We start from the raw sequence: 21,908 nt of genomic DNA, 5'->3' as shown, positions 1-21,908 counted from the left end.
AAATAGGACTTAGAGGCACCTTTCCATTTGTATTAACAAATTCTATAAATAACATTTCATTAATATCGATTTAACACGGCGAGTCTATTTTTGTGGTATAAATATTTGGTTAGTATTTATAAAGTTTAGGTTAGTTGATAATAAAAACCCAGATGGATGTCTGGGTTTTTTATTGCCTTAAATTATAAGTTTTTTCCAAGTTTTTCCAACATTTCAGGTGGGATATTGTGTGTATCTACCACTAAGAAACCATCCAGACAGTCTGAAAATTTAGGGTCTATATTGAAAGAGATAATCTTTGCATTCAGGTTCATATACTGTCTTAACAACACCGGAATTTTAATGTGTGAGTTTTCAATATCCCCGATAATACTGTCTAAATCTTTAAAAGATTCACTGCTGTCAACCAGTGTATCGGTAGCTATAGGTAATAAATCGGCTTTAAATTTATTTCTCGGCTTAACATATTTCGCCATCTCATAATCGAAGTGGTTTTTCGTAATGTAATCAACAATTAAAGCCTTACTGAATTTTGAGAAATTGTTGCTGATACTTACCGGACCAAACATGTAACGGTATTGTGGGTTATCAATCAGGTATTTTAAAATACCTTTCCAAAGCAGGAATAGAGGAAGCGGTTTGCCCTGGTATTCTTTCCTGATCCACGACCTGCCCAGCTCAATCCCTTGCCTTAACATGGGGTAAAACTGATCTTTCATTTTAAAGAGCTCAGACAGGTAGAAACCACGGCGGCCCATGCTTTCTAAAATCTCATCACCTTTACCAATACGGTAAGCACCTACAATGTTTTCCAGATCTTTATCCCATATAAATAAGTGGTTATAGTAAATATCGTAGTTGTCGAGATCGATTTTTTTGTTGGTACCTTCACCTACCTCACGGAAAGTGATTTCGCGTAAACGGCCAATTTCTCTTAAAATATTCGGGATTTTTAACGTAGGAACAATATACACCTTATAGTTTTTCTCCGTCCATACCTTAAAGTCTTCCAGGCGTTCTACTTCCCCTTTAATCAGCACGCGCGATGTTTCTTCAATCACTTCGGCAGCTTTCTTTTTAATTTTGAACAGATTAAGCGGGTTAAACAGTTTTTTTTCAGTATCCAAACCTATACCGAGCGCATAAGTACGGGCCCTTAAGAAGTCCATAAGCTTATTGCTGCTGTTCATGTGCGAAATTTCTGAAACGGCAATTGGCTTACCAATCCGTACCTTAATGGTGCGGCCGTGTTTGTTTAAAAACTCGGAAGGTAATTTTGCTGTGCGGAGAGTAGGGTGTATAAAACTTAAAATATTAAAGAAAACACCGTTATTGCCGTGGAAATAAATAGGTACAACCGGAACTTTTGCCTTTGCAATAAGTTTTCCAACTACCGGGTGCCACATCCGGTCGGTTACCTGTTGAGCATCTAATTTAAAGGTAGAAACCTCTCCGGCAGGGAAAATACCTATTGGTGTTCCGTTTCTAAGTAAGTCGAAAGTAGTTTTTAGTCCGCTTATACTTGAAGAATGCTGTACATTCTCGAAAGGATTTACAGCAACAAAAAATTCGTCAAGGTTAGGGATTTTTTTCAAAATAAAGTTTACCATCACCTTGGCATCCGGCCTAACTGTACACAAGAGTTTAACTAAAGCCAGACCTTCTACACCACCATAAGGATGGTTTGCAATAGCAATAAAGGGACCTGTTTTAGGGATGCTATTTAAATCGTCTTCATCAAATTCTATAGAAACACCAATGGTTTCCAATATTTTATCTACAAACTCTAAACCCTTAAAGTGTTGGTTTTGAGCGAATACATCGTTGATGTCATTCAGCTTCATGATCTCCATCAGCAAACCTGCCAAACCTGGTACACCTAGCTTATCTATCTTAGTTGCTTTCGCAAATTCAGATGTCGTTATGATCTTCATATAAAATTCTTAGGTTGTTGATAGGCAAAACCTGCTCAGTTTTGCAATCCCAAAAATAAGATTTATATTTATAATACACATGTCATATCGTATCAATGAGAATTTGGCTGAATAAATATTTTGGTTTTAGTAAAGGTGAGTTCAACGGATTGTTGCTGCTGATATTGATTATATTATTACTTAAGGCAATACCCATTATATATGGTTATGCCCGCCCCATAGAAAAAGACGCTCCAGATCTTTTGGTGCAGATCCAGAAAATAACCGTAGCAGATGAAAAATATGCGAATAATCTCCGCGAGCGGATTGAAAATTCTTCTCCCGAAAAAACAGCCAGGCTTTTCAATTTTGATCCCAATACCTTAGGTGCCGATGGCTGGCAGGCGCTGGGTTTATCACCAAAACAGGCAAAAGCCATTATTAATTATACCACTAAAGGAGGTAAATTTTATAAACCTGAGGACCTTCAGAAGATGTACACCATTTCTCCCGAGATGTATAAAAGGATTTTACCTTATGTTAAAATAACAGATGAGAGTATAAATGCCTCAAGAAAATATACCCCTTTCGAAAAGAAAGTGTATGTTAAAAGTGCCCCTATAATTGTAGATATTAACCAGGCAGACTCTGCCGAACTAGATGAAATAAAAGGAATTGGTGCTGTTTTTGCGAAAAGGATCGTCAAATACCGCGAGCGTTTAGGCGGTTTTTACAAAAAAGAACAGTTAATGGAAGTTTATGGCTTAGACTCTGCCAGGTATGCTGAAATTGAAGACCAGATTTCGATCAGTAATGTTTCTTTAAAAACAATCAATATCAATACGGCGGTTTTTGATGATTTAAGAAAGAATCCTTATCTTTCATATAAGCAGATCAATGCCATTATTCAATACCGGAAACAGCATGGTAATTATTCAAATATATCCGATCTGAAAAAGGTAATCATCCTAAACCAACAGGTAATCGATAAAATTGCGCCTTATATTTCTTTTTAGAAGAATATTTATTTTTGGTTTTGGAAAGCAGAACCTGTGTTTCATAGTAAAGTTTCTCCCTGCTCTTCGCTTTACTCCGTTTCACTCCGTGTTCGCTGCGATCAGGTTTAGGTACGCAGGATAGTGCTGCAATCCTTGCACATAACGAAAGGTATGTTGTTTCTGTACCCTGAAGCCCCAAATCTGACTACTGGCCGCGCCACCTAAACCCAATGGAAGCGGGCACGAAGTAAAGCGGACAGTGGGATTGTATTGTCCTAAACACATCCAACCTGCTTTCCTAAAAAAAACAAATCATATTTAAAGATTTGAGCTGTTAATATTTTATCCTTATTCAATTGAAACCTATTTTTAAAAATATTCGGTATAGTTGTAAAAAATCAAAAAAAAATTCTTACTTAATTTTCAAGGTTTAAAAGTAACCGATAAGCTTATTGAACCAAATACCATTTCATTCTGTAATCAGGCAAATATTTAATCATAACTAACTATAAAATAATTGTTTATAATTGCCTTTAACTAACTAAAAATATAAGATTAATGAGCGTAAGCTTTGATTTTTCAGAAACAGAAACTCAGCAAAGTGTGAGGGCTATGGTTCGCGATTTTGCAGAGAAGAACATTCGTCCGTATATAATGGAATGGGATGAGGCACAGCATTTTCCTGTCGAATTGTTTAAACAGTTCGGAGAATTAGGCTTAATGGGTGTATTGGTGCCTGAAGAGTATGGCGGTTCGGGTTTAGGTTATCAAGAGTATGTTGATATCATTGTAGAAGTAGCCCGTGTTTGTGGTTCAGTAGGTTTATCATTAGCTGCTCACAATTCTTTATGTACAGGCCATATCCTAACTTTTGCCAACGAAGTGCAAAAGAAAAAATGGTTACCTAAACTGGCAACTGCAGAGTGGATCGGTGCCTGGGGTTTAACCGAGGCCAATACTGGCTCGGATGCTTTAAGAATGATGACAACCGCGGTTGAAGACGGCGACGATTATATTATAAACGGTTCAAAGAACTGGATTACACATGGCAAAAGCGGCGATATTGCTGTTGTTATGGTAAGGACAGGAGAGCAGGGAAGCTCGAAAGGAATTTCGGCGATTGTGGTGGAGCGCGGTACGCCTGGTTTTACTGCAGGTAAAAAAGAAAATAAATTAGGAATGCGGGCATCAGAAACAACAGAAATGATTTTTGATAATTGCCGCGTACCAAAAGCGAATTTACTGGGTAATGTTGGCGAAGGTTTTAAACAGGCCATGAAGGTTTTGGATGGCGGAAGAATTTCTATTGCCGCATTGGCCTTAGGAATTGCAAAAGGTGCTTTTGATGCAGCAGTAGCCTACTCGAAACAAAGGCAGCAATTTGGGCAGCCTATTTCTAATTATCAGGCCATTAGTTTTAAACTGGCTGATATGGCTACAGAGATTGAAGCAGCAGAGCTTTTGATCCGTCAGGCGGCAGATTTAAAGAACAGGCATTTACCTATGACTAAGGAAGCAGCAATGGCAAAATATTTTGCTTCGGAGGTTTCGGTAAAGGTAGCAACAGATGCCGTTCAGATATTTGGTGGTTACGGTTATACCAAGGATTTTCCGGTGGAGAAATTTTATCGCGACAGTAAATTATGTACAATAGGAGAGGGCACTTCCGAAATCCAGAAAATTGTAATTGCCAGAGAAATATTGCAGGGGTAAAGGGCATAAGGTTAGGAGATATTGAGGCAAATATCAATCACCCTATACTTTATACCCTGCGCCTTACATCTTATTAAAAACCAAATATATTATGAGTAATCCGGATGGTTTAACCACCTCCGGATTTTTTTATTTAAAATTTTAAAACTTCCCGTCTTGATACCATGTTTTTACTAATGAGTAAAGTAATAAACAGTTTTCAGTTGGCAATTGACAGTTACAAATGACCAATGAACCATTGCACTAATGAACTAAAAATATGGCCAAGTATTCAAAAAAATCTGGTGAAAAAGTAGAAAAAACCATGCACGAAATGAAAGAGGGCAAGCTTAAGAGCGGCTCTGGTAAAAAAGTAACTTCCCAAAAGCAGGCAGTAGCCATCGGATTATCGGAAGCGAGAAAAGAAGGCGCTAAGGTACCTAAGAAAGATTAAAAGCTTAAAGACTAAAGCTAAAAGGCCAAAGCTAATTTGAATTTGATTAGTACAACTCTTGATGAGTGATATGCTGCTTTTTGCTTTAGTCTTTGGACTTTCAGTTTATTGTGGTAAATCTTTTGAAGTTAAAATGCTATCTACCACATAAACGCTAAATCCGCGCCATGGTAGAGCGTGTTTATATTCTTTGTAGTGTAATTCGAAAAACTTACCACTGTTGGCCATCATTTTTTCGGCGATTGCCCGGTTAGCGATAGAAAATTCGAATTCGTTGTTCTGCAGCGTACCTGTTTGCCGCGATTTTATTCCACTCTGGATTAATTTGCCTTCGTAGGTTTTAAATATATACCCTTTTTTCACTACATAGTTTAGCTCTCCTGCCTTAACACCTTCGCCAAAAACAAAGAAATACCGGTAATAGCAAACTGCTACCAGTAAAATAACGACTATAACCACGATAATTGCGCCTATTTTTTTGCCTGTTGTCATATATTATAATGTATATATAAATGTAATTAAACAACACATAAGTTCAACTAATGATTTAAATAAAAATTCTTTTATAAAATCTTTCTAGTTTTCAATATTTTACTTACATTTGCAGCCCGCTAACACGGGAAAATTTAAAAAGCACGAGAGGAGGTATTTCAGCGTTATGATCATTATCAACATTAAAGACGGCGAATCATTAGATAAAGCCCTTAAACGTTTCAAGAAAAAGTTTGAAAAAACTGGTGTATTGAGAGAGCTACGTAGCCGCCAGGCATACGAGAAAAAATCGGTAACACGTCGTACTGAAATTAAACATGCTGTGTACATTCAGAACATGAATCAAGATACAACTGCATAGTTGTTTAAGATATATAACATTAAATCCCTTTCGATGTAAAAATCGGAAGGGATTTTTTGTTTTTGGGCTACAGAAAACTTTACAATAAACAATTAATTAATGATTTCTTTATATCAAAACAATTTGTAACTTCATACCAATGCCCCTCAAAAAATATTGAATGTTGCTAAAAAGTTTTATCACCTATTTAACTCACGAGAAGCGCTATTCTCAGCACACCGTTACTTCTTATCAGACCGATTTAGATCAGTTTGAGAAATTTATCGAGAAGTCAGCGCTGGGCTTTACCGAAGTTAAACATACCCACCTGCGTAATTACCTGGTAGAGTTAATGGAAGAAGGGCATTCAGCGAATACCATTAACAGAAAAATCTCGACTTTAAGAAGTTTTTATAAGTTTTTGCACCGCTCGGGGAAAATTGATCAAAACCCCAGCGCCTTGATCAAAGCACCCAAAATACCTAAAAGACTACCAGTTTTTGTGGAAGCACAGAAAATGGATCATTTATTGGATTCTGAACATTATTTCGATGAAAGTTTTCCTTCTGTGCGCGATCACCTGGTAATTGAGCTGCTTTTTGGAACCGGAATGCGTTTAACAGAGCTGTTGCAATTAAAGGATAGTGATATCGATGTTTATGCAGGAACAATAAAAGTGCTGGGCAAAAGAAATAAGGAGCGCATTATCCCCATAAATAAACAGCTTATTAATCAGGTAAATACCTATATCGAGCTAAAAAAAATGCAAAATTTTAATAACAATTTACTTATATTAATCGTTACCAATACGGGAGCAGCGGGATATCCTAAACTGATATACCGTATTGTTACCTCATACTTAAACTATATATCAACCAATGAAAAGAAAAGTCCACATGTGCTGCGGCATAGTTACGCAACGAGCCTGTTAAATGCAGGAGCAGATTTAAATGCAATAAAAGAACTTTTGGGCCATGCCAGCTTGGCGGCTACCCAGGTTTATACGCACAACTCGATCGAAAGATTAAAAACAATTTATAAACAAGCCCATCCAAAGGCGTAAAAAAAGGAGGAAAAATGAAAATCGGAGTTCAATCAATCCACTTCAGTGCAGACAGTAAGTTGTTAGATTTTATACAAAAGAAAGCAAATAAGCTTGATCAGTTTTTTGACCAGATTATTAGCGGCGAAGTATATTTAAAGCTGGAGAACGTAGAGGACGAGGCCAATAAGATCAGTGAGATTAAACTCATTGTGCCGGGAGGTACCCTCTTTGCTAAAGAACAATGTAAATCATTTGAAGAAGCCACAGACCTGGCCATTGAGTCGTTAAGGAAACAGATTACTAAACATAAAGATAAAACGCGTGCAAAATTAAGTGAGCATAAGGCAATTTTAAGCGAAAGCGAAGCTGCTGACTATTAATAAAAGCAATTCATTATAAGATAACAGAGCGGTACAGGTAATGTACCGCTCTTTTTTTGTTTTGATCGTAAATCCCTTTTGTATCATCATCTCGAGCGGAGTAAAACGTAGTCGGGAGGCTTGCAGGGAGAATATTTTAATTAGATCTCCATGGAAAAAACTGGCCTCGCCGCATAAATTTTAACTTTTAACGAAATTAATTCATTTATTATCTGCTATTGATTATTGTGATTCCGTATAGTTATCACGTATACCAGGGTAATAGATGAAAAAAAAGGAAAAAAAATGTTCGATTTTAAGCGATTGATTATTAAGCTCCTTCATGGGGATATTGCGTGTTGACTAAAATAACTTCATTATTTTTTTTCAAAATAATTTTGAAGTGAAATATAAGTGTGTATATTTGCATTCCCTTTCGGAAACGGTGTTAAGCCTAGAAGAAAAGGTTAGTTCTGTGAAAAGATAAAAGTTTTAAAAAAACACGTTAATAGTATGAAAAATGAAGATTTTTCGTATCATTGCAGAAAATTTAAAGCCTCCTTAGCTCAGCTGGTAGAGCAACTGACTTGTAATCAGTAGGTCATTGGTTCGATTCCGATAGGAGGCTCTTTTTATGTTAAAGTGTTAGCATTTTAAAGTAAAAAACGGGGAGATACCAGAGCGGCCAAATGGGACAGACTGTAACTCTGTTGTCGTAAGACTTCGAAGGTTCGAATCCTTCTCTCCCCACACTTTAAATGAATGACCAAATGTTTTAATGATGGAATAAATCTCTCATTCTTCATTCAATCAATCACTAATTTTAAAAGCGGAAGTAGCTCAGTTGGTAGAGCGATAGCCTTCCAAGCTATAGGTCGCGAGTTCGAACCTCGTCTTCCGCTCCAAAATAAAGTGAGCAGTTAACGGTTGTCAGTTTAGTGGTTTTGCTGAAAGCTGAAAACTAAAAAGCCGAAGTAGCTCAGCGGTAGAGCACTTCCTTGGTAAGGAAGAGGTCGTGGGTTCAAGTCCCATCTTTGGCTCAAGAATAATAAAGCTTTGTTAAATCTGTTTAATATACAGGGTAGACAAGGTTTTTTGTGTTGCATTGCATCAAAACAATAAATAAAAAATAATAAAAAAGTTAACCTACTAATTAGTTATAAATAAAATGGCAAAAGAAAAATTTGACCGCAGTAAACCGCACTTAAACATCGGTACAATTGGTCACGTGGATCACGGTAAAACAACTTTAACAGCGGCTATTACAAAAGTTTTAGCTGATGCTGGTTTAACTGAGGCACGTTCATTCGATTCTATTGACTCTGCTCCAGAGGAAAAAGAAAGAGGTATCACTATCAATACAGCTCACGTTGAGTATTCAACAGCTAACCGTCACTATGCACACGTTGACTGTCCAGGTCACGCAGATTACGTGAAAAACATGGTTACTGGTGCTGCTCAAATGGACGGTGCAATTATCGTTGTTGCTGCTACTGATGGTCCAATGCCACAAACCCGTGAGCACATCTTGTTAGCTCGTCAGGTTGGTGTACCTTCATTGGTTGTATTCATGAACAAAGTGGATATGGTTGATGATCCAGAATTATTAGAACTAGTTGAAATGGAAGTTCGTGAATTATTATCTTTCTACGAATTCCCAGGTGATGATATTCCAGTAATCCAAGGTTCAGCATTAGGTGGACTAAACGGTGATGCTAAATGGGTTGGTAAAATCATGGAATTAATGGATGCTGTAGATAGCTACATTCCAATTCCTCCACGTTTAACTGATCTTCCATTCTTAATGCCTGTTGAAGACGTATTCTCAATCACTGGTCGTGGTACTGTTGCTACTGGTCGTATTGAGCGTGGTGTAATCAACTCTGGAGATCCAGTTGAGATCTTAGGTATGGGTGCTGAGAACTTGAAATCTACAGTAACTGGTGTTGAGATGTTCCGTAAAATCTTAGATTACGGTGAAGCTGGTGATAACGTAGGTTTATTGTTACGTGGTATTGAGAAAACTGATATCCGTCGTGGTATGGTAATCTGTAAACCAGGTTCAGTAACTCCTCACACTGATTTCAAAGCTGAGATCTATGTATTATCAAAAGCAGAAGGTGGTCGTCACACTCCATTCTTCAACAAATATCGTCCTCAATTCTATTTCCGTACTACAGACGTAACTGGTGAGATCTCACTAGCTGAAGGAACTGAAATGGTTATGCCAGGTGATAACGTTACAATCACTGTTAAATTAATTAACGCGATTGCAATGGAAAAAGGTCTACGTTTCGCTATCCGTGAAGGTGGTAGAACAGTAGGTGCTGGTCAGGTAACTGAAATCTTAGCTTAATTTTTAAGCTGCAACAATACAAAAAGAGCTGGTTCAGGCTAGCTCTTTTTTAAATACACGGGAATAGTTCAACGGTAGAATAGAGGTCTCCAAAACCTTTGATCAGGGTTCGAATCCTTGTTCCCGTGCTTAATATAATGATTGAGTATTTGAATGAGTGAATGATTGAATTTGAAAGATTGCTTTCAGATAGTATCATTCACTCATTTACTCATTCTGTCATTCAATAATTTTAATATGGCTAAAGTAGTTGAGTTTATAAAAGAATCGTACGATGAAATGACCCAGAAGGTTACCTGGCCTACCTGGGGCGAGCTGCAAAGCTCTGCTATTCTGGTATTGGTAGCTTCTTTAATTATTGCATTGGTAATTTTTGCAATGGATAAAGGTTCTACATTTGTGTTAGATACTTTTTATAAATCACTTTCTAATTAATATTTACGAATGAGCGATCTAAAGTGGTACGTTGTAAGGGCTGTTAGCGGTAAAGAGAAGAAGGTAAAGCAGTACATAGATGCTGAGATCAGCCGTTTGGGTTTCTCTCATTTGGTTCCTCAGGTGTTAATCCCTATGGAAAAATATTACCAAATGAAAGATGGTAAAAAAATTGCCAAAGAGCGTAACTTTTACCCGGGATATGTTTTAATCGAAGCTACACTGGATGGAGAGTTAGAGCATATTATCAAAGGGATTAATAGCGTTATCGGTTTCCTGGGAGATAAAGAAGGTAACCCGATCCCAATGCGCCAGGCAGAAGTTAACCGTATTTTAGGTGTGGTTGATGAAATGAGCGAGCAAGGTGAAACGATGAATGTACCTTACTATGTTGGCGAAAACATCAAAGTAATGGACGGACCTTTCAACGGTTTCTCGGGTATTATCGAAGAGGTAAACGAAGAGAAGAAAAAACTGAAAGTAATGGTTAAAATCTTTGGCCGTAAAACTCCGCTTGAGCTGAACTACATGCAAGTAGAAAAGGAATAAGAAATTATTTTTTAAGATAATGTCAAGCCCCGAATTTATTTTGGGGCTTTTTTTCGTCTTGACCATGTTATTCAAACAATATATCTCCCTCTATACCCGTTAATATAAAGAAGCCCTTAACTTATCTTTCATCAATAATTGCAGTTTACCAGATCGATAAAAAATAATAATAATTAATTTTTGTCAATACTATTGTTTTACTGTAAGTTAATCCATATCTTTGCAGTCCTTTAAGCTTTATAGGAGCCCTAAGGAAATAAAATGTTACATGCTTCCACTATTTAACATTGAGTTTTAAATAAATAAAAAACACAAAATGGCAAAAGAAATCAGTGCGATGATCAAATTACAGATCAAAGGCGGAGCTGCAAATCCATCGCCACCGGTAGGACCTGCCTTAGGTGCTAAAGGGGTGAACATTATGGAGTTTTGCAAACAATACAATGCTCGTACCCAAGATAAAGCAGGTAAAGTATTGCCGGTTGTAATTACTGTTTATGCTGATAAGTCATTTGATTTCATCATCAAAACCCCTCCTGTAGCTATTCAGTTGAAAGACGCGACTAAATTACAGAGTGGTTCTGCTGAGCCTAACCGTAAAAAAGTAGGTTCAGTGACTTGGGACCAAATCAAAGTTATTGCTGAAGATAAAATGCCGGATTTAAACGCATTTACAATCGAGTCGGCAATGAGTATGGTTGCTGGTACAGCACGTAGTATGGGAATCACCGTTTCTGGTGATGCACCCTGGAAAAATTAATTAAAAAACAGTTTACAACAGTGGCGAAATTAACTAAAAATCAAAAAAAGGCGCATGCTAAAATAGAAGCTGGCAAAGCTTATACTTTGAAGGATGCTGCTGCTTTGGTAAAAGAAATCACTACTACTAAATTCGATGCTTCAGTTGATATTGATGTATCTTTAGGAGTAGATCCGCGTAAAGCCAATCAAATGGTACGTGGTATTGCTACTTTACCACACGGAACAGGTAAAACTGTACGAGTTTTAGCTTTGGTAACTCCTGATAAGGAAGAAGAAGCAAAAGCAGCTGGCGCAGACTTCGTAGGTTTAGACGAGTATGTAGCTAAAATTGAAGGTGGTTGGACCGATGTAGACATTATTATCACTACACCAGCTTGTATGGCTAAGGTAGGTAAATTGGGCCGTGTTTTAGGTCCAAGGAACTTAATGCCTAACCCAAAATCTGGTACAGTAACCAACGAAGTTGGTAAAGCTGTAGCAGAGGTTAAAGCAGGTAAGATCGATTTTAAAGTAGACAAAACGGGTATCATACACGCCTCGATAGGAAAAGTATCATTCCCGGCAGATAAAATTTATGAGAACGCACTTGAAATTATTCAGGTGATTTCAAAACTAAAACCATCTGCTGCAAAAGGAACTTATTTTAAGAGCATTCACGTGTCTTCTACAATGAGTCCTGGGATTGCAATTGAAACCAAATCAGTAGCGGGGATCTAATCATGAACAGAGAAGAAAAAAACGAAGTAGTTTTAGAACTACAAGGACAAATGCAAGAGTATGGCAATTTTTACATTGCTGATACTTCAAGCCTTTCTGTTGAGCAGATCAATAACATCCGTCGCAAATGTTTTGAGAGCGATATCGTAATGAAGGTTGCAAAAAACACTTTAATCCGCAAAGCGATTGAAGGTTTAGAAGGCGATGCTTCTGAGATATATGCAAGCTTAAAAGGTTCATCATCATTATTATTCTCAAAAACAGCTAATGCTCCGGCTAAGTTGATCAAAACTTTGAGAAAAACCGGAGATAAACCTGTGCTTAAAGCAGCATTCATAGATTCATCAATTTATGTTGGCGATGATCAGTTGAATAGTTTAGTAAGCTTAAAATCAAGAGAAGAGCTTATTGGCGATATCATCGGATTATTACAATCACCAGCTAAAAATGTTCTATCTGCGCTTCAATCAGGCGGTAGCAAAATTGCAGGAATTGTTAAAACTCTTCAGGAAAGAGAAGGTTAACGGACACCTTAAGTTCGCAAATTAAACAAAATTATTTTTACGTAAATTTTTAAAATCTTAATAAAATGGCAGATTTAAAAGCGTTTGCTGAGCAATTAGTAAACTTAACAGTTAAAGAAGTTAATGAATTAGCTCAAATCTTAAAAGATGAGTATGGTATTGAGCCTGCAGCTGCTGCTGTAGTTGCTGGTCCTGCTGCTGGTGGTGATGCACCTGCTGCTGCTGCAGAAAAAACATCTTTTGATGTAATCTTAAAAGAAGCTGGTGGTCAGAAATTAGCAGTTGTAAAACTTGTTAAAGACTTAACTGGTTTAGGTTTGAAAGAAGCTAAAGACTTAGTTGACGGTGCACCAAAAGAATTAAAAGCTGGTGTTGCTAAAGACGAAGCAGAAGCTCTTAAAAAACAATTAGAAGAAGCTGGAGCAGTAGTTGAGATTAAGTAATCACTTAACTTAGCTAAGCTAAAAATGTAGTAGACACCGACTGAAAATGTCGGTGTCTTTACCTGTTTATAAACATCTCATTTTGTTTGGTTAATGAGCATGGTTAGAACGAAACCAAACAAATAGTTTATTCTTAAACTAAAATCTTTTAGTCCATTGGCAAAGACAGTCGAACAAAGAGTAAATTTTGCAACAAGTAAGCACATTATAGACTATCCGGATTTTCTGGATGTGCAATTGCAATCATTCAGAGAATTTTTCCAGATAGATACCACATCAGACGATCGCTCAAGCGAAGGTTTGTTCAAAGTGTTTGCTGAAAACTTTCCAATAACAGATTCAAGAAACATCTTCGTATTAGAGTTCCTTGATTATTTTGTTGATCCGCCACGTTACGATATACACGAGTGTATTGAACGTGGATTAACCTACAATGTTCCATTAAAAGCAAAGCTTAAGCTTTCTTGTAATGATGTAGAACATGAAGATTTTGAAACCATTATCCAGGATGTGTATTTAGGTACTATCCCGTATATGACACCAAAAGGTACATTTGTTATCAACGGTGCAGAGCGCGTTATCGTTTCTCAGCTACACCGTTCTCCAGGTGTGTTCTTCGGCCAGAGCCGTCACACTAACGGAACCAAATTGTATTCAGCGCGTGTTATTCCTTTCAAAGGTTCATGGATCGAGTTTGCTACAGACGTTAACAACGTAATGTATGCTTATATCGATCGTAAGAAAAAATTCCCGGTTACCACTTTATTACGTGCTATCGGTTACGATTCTGATAAAGATATCTTAGAACTTTTTGATCTGGCCGACGAAGTAAAAGTTAGCAAATCGGGTTTAAAGAAATACATCGGTCGTAAACTGGCTGCAAGGGTATTGAAAAAATGGGTGGAAGATTTTGTTGATGAAGATACTGGTGAGGTAGTTTCTATCGACCGTAATGAAGTGATTCTTGAAAGAGAAACCGTTTTAGAAGACGAACACATTGATATGGTTATTGAGGCTGGCGTAAAAAGCATCATTCTATCAAAAGAAGATGGCGCAAGTCAGGCTGATTATACCATTATATATAATACATTACAAAAAGATACATCAAACTCAGAAAAAGAAGCAGTTGAAAACATCTACCGTGCTTTGCGTAATGCAGAACCACCTGATGAGGAAACTGCACGTGGTATCATCGACCGTTTGTTCTTCTCGGATAAACGTTATGATTTAGGTGATGTTGGTCGTTACCGCATCAACCGTAAATTAAAGATGAATACCCCTGATGAGGTTAAAGTATTAACAAAAGCAGATATTATTGCAATTGTGAAATACCTGATCAAATTGATCAACTCAAAAGAAGAGGTAGATGATATCGATCACTTATCTAACCGTCGTGTACGTACAGTAGGTGAGCAGTTGTATGCACAGTTCGGTGTAGGTTTAGCCCGTATGGCCAGAACCATCCGCGAACGCATGAACATCCGCGATAATGAGGTGTTTACCCCAACTGATCTGATCAACGCACGTACGTTATCATCAGTAATCAACTCTTTCTTTGGTACAAACCAGTTATCTCAGTTCATGGATCAAACCAATCCATTAGCAGAGATTACACACAAACGCCGTTTATCAGCTTTAGGTCCGGGTGGTTTATCCCGCGAGCGTGCTGGTTTCGAGGTACGTGACGTTCACTACACGCACTACGGTCGTTTATGTACAATTGAAACTCCAGAGGGACCAAATATCGGTTTGATTTCATCACTTTGTGTGCATGCAAAAATCAACAATTTAGGTTTCATTGAAACACCATACAAACGCGTTGAAGATGGTAAAGTAGTAGTAGATTCAGACGTTATCTATTTATCGGCAGAAGATGAGGATGGTAAAACCATTGCCCAGGCTAATGCTGAGTACGATGACAAAGGGGTGTTCTCTACGCCACGTGTTAAAGCACGTTACGAGGGTGACTTCCCGATTATTGAGCCTGAGAAATTAGACTTGATGGACGTTGCTCCTAACCAGATTACTTCAATTGCTGCTTCGTTAATTCCTTTCTTGGAACATGATGATGCGAACAGGGCGTTGATGGGATCTAACATGCAACGTCAGGCCGTACCATTGTTACGTCCTGAAGCACCAATTGTTGGTACAGGTTTAGAAGGTCGCGTTGCCCGCGACTCAAGAACACTGATCAATGCAGAAGGTGATGGTGTTGTTGAATATGTAGATGCAAACGAAATTACCATTAAATACGAGCGTAACGAAGATGATCGTTTAGTTTCATTTGAAGGTGATAGCAAAACATACCGTTTAATTAAATTCAAAAAAACCAACCAGAATACCTGTATCAACTTAAAGCCAATCGTTAAGAAAGGCCAGCGTGTGAGCAAAGGTCAGGTACTTTGCGAAGGTTATGCAACAGAAAACGGTGAATTGGCCTTAGGTAGAAACTTGAAAGTGGCATTCATGCCTTGGCAAGGTTTTAACTTTGAGGATGCGATTGTAATTAACGAACGTATTGTTCGTGATGACGTTTTCACTTCATTGCATATTGAAGAGTTTGAATTAGAAGTACGTGATACAAAACGTGGAGAAGAGGAATTAACACCAGATATCCCTAACGTTTCTGAAGAGGCTACTAAAGACCTTGATGAAAACGGTATTATCCGTATCGGTGCTGAAGTAAAAGAAGGTGATATTTTAATCGGTAAGATTACTCCTAAAGGAGAATCTGATCCTTCACCGGAAGAGAAATTACTACGTGCAATCTTTGGTGATAAAGCAGGTGATGTTAAAGATGCATCTTTAAAAACTCCTCCTTCAATCCAGGGTGTTGTAATTGATACTAAATTATTCAGCCGCGCTAAGAAAACGACTAAAGCTGAAGAAAAATCGGCAATTGAGAAGTTAGATAAGAGCTATAATACTGCAACTGAGAAGTTAAAGAACGAATTGGTTGACAAATTATTCGCCATTGTAAACGGAAAAACATCGCAGGGTGTATATAACATTTACAAAGAATTATTGGTAGCTAAAGGCGCTAAATTTACTCAGAAAATTTTAGCAGAGCTTGATTATAACCACATTAGCCCTAACAAATGGACTACTGATGATGATAAAAACGAGCTGATTAAAATGTTGCTTCACAACTACGGTATCCGCGTTAACGAAGAACTTGGTGCTTACAAACGCGATAAATTTGCGATTAGTGTAGGTGACGAGCTTCCATCGGGAATTGTACAGATGGCAAAAGTTTATGTTGCTAAAAAACGTAAGTTAAAAGTAGGTGATAAAATGGCTGGTCGCCACGGTAACAAAGGTATCGTTGCACGTATTGTACGTGATGAAGATATGCCTTTCTTAGCTGATGGTAGCCCTGTTGATATCGTGTTGAACCCACTGGGTGTACCTTCACGTATGAACCTTGGTCAGATCTACGAAACCGTATTGGCGTGGGCCGGTAAAGAATTGGGCATTAAATTTGCTACCCCGATTTTTGATGGTGCTTCGCACGATGAGGTTGAAGAATGGATTGCTAAAGCTGGTGTTCCGGCTTCAGGAAAAACCTACTTATACAATGGTTTAACAGGTGAGCGTTTCGATCAGACCACAACTGTAGGTATTATCTATATGTTGAAACTAGGTCACATGGTTGATGATAAGATGCACGCCCGTTCAATCGGACCATACTCATTAATTACACAGCAACCATTGGGTGGTAAAGCTCAGTTCGGTGGTCAGCGTTTTGGTGAGATGGAGGTTTGGGCATTGGAAGCATTTGGTGCTGCTAATATTCTTCAGGAGATCTTAACCGTTAAATCGGATGATGTAATCGGAAGGGCCAAAACTTACGAAGCCATTGTTAAAGGTGAAAACCTACCAACACCTGGTGTACCAGAATCGTTTAACGTATTGGTACATGAGTTACGCGGTTTAGGTTTAGATATTACATTAGATTAATTAAGGCGTAAGGCATAAGGTATAAGGCGGAAGGTTTTCGAACCCTATGCCTTAAACCCTAAACCCTAAACCTTTAACCTTACATAAGTATGTCTTACAAAAAGGATAATAAATTAAAAAGCAATTTCACATCAATCACGATTAGCTTATCGTCTCCGGAAACTATTCTGGAGCGTTCAAGCGGTGAGGTGTTGAAACCAGAAACCATTAACTACCGTACTTACAAACCTGAACGTGATGGTTTGTTCTGTGAGCGTATTTTTGGTCCGGTAAAAGATTACGAATGTCATTGCGGTAAATACAAACGTATCCGTTATAAAGGTATAGTTTGTGATCGTTGTGGTGTTGAAGTAACAGAAAAGAAAGTACGTCGTGAGCGTATGGGACACATCGCTTTGGTGGTTCCTGTTGCACATATCTGGTATTTCCGGTCTTTACCAAACAAAATCGGTTATTTATTAGGTTTACCTACTAAAAAACTAGATTTAATTATTTATTACGAGCGTTACGTAGTTATCCAGTCGGGTTTAATGGCCGAGGAAGGTATCAACTATATGGACTTCTTAACTGAGGAAGAATATTTAGATATCTTAGATAAATTACCTAAAGAAAACCAATACTTAGACGATAAAGACCCTAATAAATTCATCGCCAAAATGGGTGCTGAAGCATTAGAAGATTTATTAAAACGTATTGATTTAGATACTTTATCTTACGACTTACGTCACCAGGCTGCTAACGAAACTTCTCAGCAACGTAAAAATGAGGCTTTAAAACGTCTTCAGGTTGTTGAAGCTTTCCGTAGTGCAAATACACGTATCGAGAATCGCCCTGAGTGGATGATCGTTAAAATTGTTCCGGTTATTCCACCAGAATTGCGTCCGTTGGTGCCATTAGAAGGTGGCCGTTTCGCTACTTCAGATTTAAATGATCTTTACCGTCGCGTAATTATCCGTAACAACCGTTTAAAACGTTTGATCGAGATTAAAGCACCAGAGGTAATTTTACGTAACGAGAAACGTATGTTACAGGAAGCTGTAGATTCGTTATTCGATAACTCACGTAAAGTTAATGCGGTAAAAACTGAAGGTAACCGTGCCTTAAAATCACTTTCAGATATTTTGAAAGGTAAACAAGGTCGTTTCCGTCAGAACTTATTGGGTAAACGTGTGGATTACTCGGCACGTTCGGTAATTGTTGTAGGCCCAAGCCTTAAGTTACACGAGTGCGGTATTCCTAAAGATATGGCTGCTGAGCTTTACAAACCATTCATCATCCGTAAGATGATTGAGCGTGGTGTGGTAAAAACAGTTAAATCCGCTAAGAAAATTGTAGATAGAAAAGATCCTTTAGTTTGGGATATCCTGGAGAACGTATTAAAAGGTCACCCGGTATTATTAAACCGTGCACCTACGCTTCACAGATTGGGTATTCAGGCTTTCCAGCCAAAACTAATTGAAGGAAAAGCGATCCAGTTACACCCATTAGTTTGTACCGCATTCAACGCCGATTTTGACGGTGACCAGATGGCTGTTCACTTACCTTTGGGTAACGCAGCAATTTTGGAAGCCCAGGTATTAATGCTGGCTGCACACAACATCTTAAACCCTGCGAACGGTACACCTATTACAGTACCATCTCAGGATATGGTTTTGGGTCTTTATTACATTACTAAAGGCCGCAGAACAGATGAAACAAGGGTAGTTAAAGGACAGGATTCTGCTTTCTATTCTCCTGAAGAAGTAATTATTGCTTACAACGAGAAAGAATTAGACTTGCATGCATTTATCAAAGTAAGGGTAAATGTAAAACAAGCTGATGGCACAATTGCCAATAAATTAACTGAAACTACAGTTGGAAGGGTATTATTCAACCAATTGGTTCCGGAAGAAGTTGGTTATATCAACGAATTATTAACTAAGAAATCGTTAAGGGATATTATCGGTGAAGTAGTTAAAATGACAGGTATGGCCCGTGCTTCTCAGTTCCTGGATGATATCAAGGAACTCGGTTTCAAAATGGCTTTCCAGGGAGGTTTATCGTTCAACTTACAGGACGTAAATATTCCGGTAGAAAAACATACTTTATTAGAGCAGGCTGCTAACGAAGTTGAAGAGGTAAGAAACAACTATAACATGGGTTTCATTACCAATAACGAACGTTATAATCAGATTATCGATATCTGGACCCGTATCAATAACAGGTTAACTACATTCGTAATGAACCAGTTATCGAGCGATAACCAGGGTTTCAACTCCGTGTATATGATGCTTGATTCTGGAGCACGTGGATCTAAAGAGCAGATTCGTCAGCTTTGCGGTATGCGTGGTTTGATGGCGAAACCTCAGAAATCTGGTTCAGGTGGTGATATCATTGAAAACCCGATCTTATCAAACTTTAAAGAAGGATTATCGGTATTAGAGTACTTTATCTCTACCCACGGTGCCCGTAAAGGTTTGGCGGATACGGCGTTAAAAACGGCGGATGCGGGTTACTTAACCCGTCGTTTACATGATGTTGCGCAAGATATGATTGTTAACGATGAGGATTGTGGTACTTTAAGAGGTATGTACACTACCGCATTGAAAGATAATGAGGATATTGTTGAACCATTATATGAGCGTATTTTAGGTCGTACTTCGTTACACGATGTTTACAATCCGTTAAATGGCGAGCTTTTAGTTTCTGCCGGTCAGGATATCGATGAAGATTTAGCTAAAATCATTGAAGAATCACCTCTTGAAGGTATCGAGATCCGTTCGGTATTAACCTGCGAGTCTAAACGTGGTGTTTGTGCATTGTGTTATGGCCGTAACCTGGCATCTGGTAAACGTGTTCAAAGAGGTGAGGCAGTTGGTGTAATTGCAGCACAATCAATCGGTGAGCCAGGTACACAGTTAACACTTCGTACTTTCCACGTGGGTGGTACTGCATCAAACATTGCAGCAGAATCTAACATTGTAGCTAAATTTGATGGTGTTATCGAGTTCGAAAATATCCGTACTGTAGATACAGAAACTGAAGAGGGAAAAGTACAGGTTGTATTAGGCCGTTCAGGTGAGTTCAGAATCGTTGAGCCAGGAAGCGGTAGGGTAATTGTTACCAACAACGTTCCTTATGGTGCTTTCTTATTTGTTAAGGAAGGCGATAAAGTTACCAAAGGTGATAAAATCTGTTCATGGGATCCATATAACGCTGTTATCATCTCTGAATTTGCAGGTAAAGCACAATTCGATGCTATTATCGAAGGTGTAACTTACCGTGAAGAATCTGATGAGCAAACAGGTCACCGTGAGAAAGTGATTATCGATACCCGTGATAAAACTAAAAACCCTTCTGTTCAGATTGTTGATAAGAAAGGTGAATTTATCAAAGGATATAACATTCCGGTAGGTGCTCACGTTTCGGTTGATGAAGGTGAAACTATCCAAACTGGTCAGATTATCGCTAAAATCCCTCGTGCTACTGGTAAAACCCGGGATATTACAGGTGGTTTACCTCGTGTAACCGAGTTATTCGAGGCACGTAATCCATCTAACCCGGCTGTAGTAACAGAGATTGATGGTGTGGTAACTTTAGGTGGTGTTAAACGTGGTAACCGTGAGATTACAATCGAATCGAAAGATGGTGAAGTTAAAAAATACCTGGTTCCATTGTCTAAACACATTCTTGTACAGGATAACGACTTTGTAAAAGCAGGTATGCCTTTATCAGATGGTTCAATCTCACCAGCAGATATCTTATCAATTAAAGGTCCTGCAGCGGTTCAGGAATACCTGGTAAATGGTATTCAAGAGGTTTACCGTTTGCAAGGTGTGAAAATTAACGATAAGCACTTTGAGGTAATTGTTCACCAGATGATGCAGAAAGTTCACATTGAAGATCCGGGTGATACTATTTTCTTAGAGAATAATGCTGTAGACCGTTGGGATTTTGCAGAAGAGAACGATGCGATGTACGACAAGAAAGTTGTTGAAGACGCAGGTGACTCGACCGATTTCAAACCAGGTCAGATTGTTTCATTACGTAGATTAAGGGATGAAAATTCACAATTGAAACGTAAAGATTTAAAACAGATCACGGTTAGAGATGCAAGACCAGCAACTGCAAGTTCTATCTTACAAGGTATTACACGTGCATCATTAGGTACTAAATCGTTCATTTCTGCGGCTTCGTTCCAGGAAACTACGAAAGTATTAAATGAGGCAGCGATTGCAGGTAAACGCGATAATATGTTAGGCTTGAAAGAAAACGTGATCGTTGGTCACTTAATCCCTTCAGGTACTGGTGTACGTGGTTACGAGCGTATCATCGTTGGTTCTCAGGAAGAATACGATAAATTACTGGCTTCAAAACAAGAAGAAGTAGAAGCTTAGGTTTTTAACCAATAATAACTTTAAGCCCCGGCATTTGTCGGGGCTTTTTATTTTATTTCAAACATTATGTCTTAAATTCCGTCATTAAAAAGCGGAATTTTTTATTTTTGAACTATTATGGAAGAACAACAAAACGAAAATCAGTTAAATATAGAGTTATCAGAAGAAATTGCTGAAGGGATTTTTTCTAATCTGGCAATCATTACCCACTCCAATACAGAGTTTGTATTGGATTTTATCCGTGTAATGCCTGGCATTCCGAAGGCTAAGGTAAAATCGAGAATTATTTTAACTCCTGAACATGCAAAGCGCTTATTATCAGCCTTAGAAGATAATATTCAAAAATTTGAAAATGTAAATGGACGCATCAAGACGCAGGAAGAGCCACCTTTTCCTATGGGCTTCGGTGGACCAACCGCTCAAGCGTAAGACAATCAAAATTCTTACAAACAAATATTTGTTTACTATGTTAGCATAACATATATTTGTTATA

General features: G+C 38.1%; 18 protein-coding genes and 5 tRNA genes. 21 read left to right on the top strand and 2 right to left on the bottom strand.

The window, feature by feature from the left end; genetic code table 11:
* Nucleotides 1–182 precede the first annotated feature (182 nt).
* Nucleotides 183–1,934 carry a lysophospholipid acyltransferase family protein gene (locus ACFSR6_RS06130; RefSeq protein ID WP_379076357.1) on the bottom strand — a complete coding sequence of 584 codons (1,752 nt, stop codon included), beginning with the start codon at nucleotides 1,932–1,934 and terminating at the stop codon, nucleotides 183–185.
* 95 nt (nucleotides 1,935–2,029) lie between these two features.
* Between ACFSR6_RS06130 and ACFSR6_RS06125 the strand changes: the two genes are divergently transcribed.
* From ACFSR6_RS06125 to ACFSR6_RS06115, 3 genes are all read left to right on the top strand, one after another.
* Nucleotides 2,030–2,929 carry a ComEA family DNA-binding protein gene (locus tag ACFSR6_RS06125; RefSeq protein WP_379076354.1) on the top strand — a complete coding sequence of 300 codons (900 nt, stop codon included), beginning with the start codon at nucleotides 2,030–2,032 and terminating at the stop codon, nucleotides 2,927–2,929.
* Nucleotides 2,930–3,469: 540 nt separating this feature from the next.
* Nucleotides 3,470–4,624: an acyl-CoA dehydrogenase family protein gene (locus ACFSR6_RS06120; RefSeq protein WP_379076351.1), complete on the top strand. Its 1,155-nt coding sequence runs from the start codon at nucleotides 3,470–3,472 to the stop codon at nucleotides 4,622–4,624.
* A gap of 259 nt (nucleotides 4,625–4,883) precedes the next feature.
* The gene (locus ACFSR6_RS06115) at nucleotides 4,884–5,057 is read left to right on the top strand and encodes a DUF6496 domain-containing protein (protein WP_379076348.1); all 174 of its coding nucleotides are present in this window, start codon (nucleotides 4,884–4,886) and stop codon (nucleotides 5,055–5,057) included.
* A gap of 105 nt (nucleotides 5,058–5,162) precedes the next feature.
* On the opposite strand, the gene ACFSR6_RS06110 is transcribed toward ACFSR6_RS06115, so the two are convergent.
* Complete coding sequence (locus tag ACFSR6_RS06110; RefSeq protein ID WP_379076344.1) at nucleotides 5,163–5,549, bottom strand: hypothetical protein; 387 nt, start codon at nucleotides 5,547–5,549, stop codon at nucleotides 5,163–5,165.
* Between the two features lie 166 nt (nucleotides 5,550–5,715).
* On the opposite strand from ACFSR6_RS06110, the gene rpsU reads away from it, so the two are divergent.
* From rpsU to ACFSR6_RS06020, 18 genes are all read left to right on the top strand, one after another.
* Nucleotides 5,716–5,910, top strand: coding sequence for a 30S ribosomal protein S21 (gene rpsU, locus ACFSR6_RS06105; protein WP_090773371.1), 195 nt, complete (start codon nucleotides 5,716–5,718; stop codon nucleotides 5,908–5,910).
* Nucleotides 5,911–6,070: 160 nt separating this feature from the next.
* Entirely contained in the window at nucleotides 6,071–6,952 is an 882-nt protein-coding gene (locus ACFSR6_RS06100) for a tyrosine-type recombinase/integrase (protein WP_379076341.1), read from the top strand.
* A gap of 14 nt (nucleotides 6,953–6,966) precedes the next feature.
* Nucleotides 6,967–7,314 (top strand): ribosome hibernation-promoting factor, HPF/YfiA family, encoded by a 348-nt coding sequence (gene hpf / locus ACFSR6_RS06095; protein ID WP_025143266.1) that lies wholly within the window; start codon nucleotides 6,967–6,969, stop codon nucleotides 7,312–7,314.
* Nucleotides 7,315–7,848: 534 nt separating this feature from the next.
* A tRNA-Thr gene (locus tag ACFSR6_RS06090) sits at nucleotides 7,849–7,921 on the top strand.
* 39 nt (nucleotides 7,922–7,960) lie between these two features.
* Nucleotides 7,961–8,043: transfer RNA gene (locus tag ACFSR6_RS06085), tRNA-Tyr, on the top strand.
* Nucleotides 8,044–8,122: 79 nt separating this feature from the next.
* Nucleotides 8,123–8,198 (top strand) — tRNA-Gly (locus ACFSR6_RS06080).
* A 63-nt stretch (nucleotides 8,199–8,261) separates the two neighbouring features.
* Nucleotides 8,262–8,333 (top strand) — tRNA-Thr (locus ACFSR6_RS06075).
* A gap of 128 nt (nucleotides 8,334–8,461) precedes the next feature.
* The gene (gene tuf / locus ACFSR6_RS06070) at nucleotides 8,462–9,649 is read left to right on the top strand and encodes an elongation factor Tu (protein WP_010601091.1); all 1,188 of its coding nucleotides are present in this window, start codon (nucleotides 8,462–8,464) and stop codon (nucleotides 9,647–9,649) included.
* Between the two features lie 57 nt (nucleotides 9,650–9,706).
* A tRNA-Trp gene (locus ACFSR6_RS06065) sits at nucleotides 9,707–9,777 on the top strand.
* 109 nt (nucleotides 9,778–9,886) lie between these two features.
* Nucleotides 9,887–10,084, top strand: a complete 198-nt coding sequence (gene secE, locus ACFSR6_RS06060; RefSeq protein ID WP_029279332.1) for a preprotein translocase subunit SecE — start codon at nucleotides 9,887–9,889, stop codon at nucleotides 10,082–10,084.
* 9 nt (nucleotides 10,085–10,093) lie between these two features.
* Nucleotides 10,094–10,633: a transcription termination/antitermination protein NusG gene (nusG, locus tag ACFSR6_RS06055; protein ID WP_183762862.1), complete on the top strand. Its 540-nt coding sequence runs from the start codon at nucleotides 10,094–10,096 to the stop codon at nucleotides 10,631–10,633.
* A 316-nt stretch (nucleotides 10,634–10,949) separates the two neighbouring features.
* Nucleotides 10,950–11,393, top strand: a complete 444-nt coding sequence (rplK, locus tag ACFSR6_RS06050) for a 50S ribosomal protein L11 (RefSeq protein WP_090773375.1) — start codon at nucleotides 10,950–10,952, stop codon at nucleotides 11,391–11,393.
* 20 nt (nucleotides 11,394–11,413) lie between these two features.
* The gene (gene rplA / locus ACFSR6_RS06045) at nucleotides 11,414–12,112 is read left to right on the top strand and encodes a 50S ribosomal protein L1 (protein ID WP_183762865.1); all 699 of its coding nucleotides are present in this window, start codon (nucleotides 11,414–11,416) and stop codon (nucleotides 12,110–12,112) included.
* 2 nt (nucleotides 12,113–12,114) lie between these two features.
* Entirely contained in the window at nucleotides 12,115–12,636 is a 522-nt protein-coding gene (gene rplJ, locus ACFSR6_RS06040) for a 50S ribosomal protein L10 (protein WP_183762868.1), read from the top strand.
* Nucleotides 12,637–12,701: 65 nt separating this feature from the next.
* Nucleotides 12,702–13,079: a 50S ribosomal protein L7/L12 gene (gene rplL / locus ACFSR6_RS06035; RefSeq protein ID WP_010601097.1), complete on the top strand. Its 378-nt coding sequence runs from the start codon at nucleotides 12,702–12,704 to the stop codon at nucleotides 13,077–13,079.
* 156 nt (nucleotides 13,080–13,235) lie between these two features.
* Entirely contained in the window at nucleotides 13,236–17,039 is a 3,804-nt protein-coding gene (gene rpoB / locus ACFSR6_RS06030; protein ID WP_379076334.1) for a DNA-directed RNA polymerase subunit beta, read from the top strand.
* A gap of 89 nt (nucleotides 17,040–17,128) precedes the next feature.
* Nucleotides 17,129–21,415: a DNA-directed RNA polymerase subunit beta' gene (rpoC, locus tag ACFSR6_RS06025; protein WP_379076331.1), complete on the top strand. Its 4,287-nt coding sequence runs from the start codon at nucleotides 17,129–17,131 to the stop codon at nucleotides 21,413–21,415.
* Nucleotides 21,416–21,532: 117 nt separating this feature from the next.
* A complete protein-coding gene (locus ACFSR6_RS06020; RefSeq protein ID WP_183762877.1) occupies nucleotides 21,533–21,844 on the top strand; it encodes a DUF3467 domain-containing protein in 312 nt (103 codons plus the stop codon).
* The last annotated feature ends 64 nt before the right edge of the window (nucleotides 21,845–21,908 follow it).

It is taken from the genome of Pedobacter vanadiisoli (assembly GCF_042684385.1).
GTDB classification, from domain to species: domain Bacteria; phylum Bacteroidota; class Bacteroidia; order Sphingobacteriales; family Sphingobacteriaceae; genus Pedobacter; species Pedobacter vanadiisoli.
This window is presented reverse-complemented; position numbering and strand designations above follow the sequence as displayed.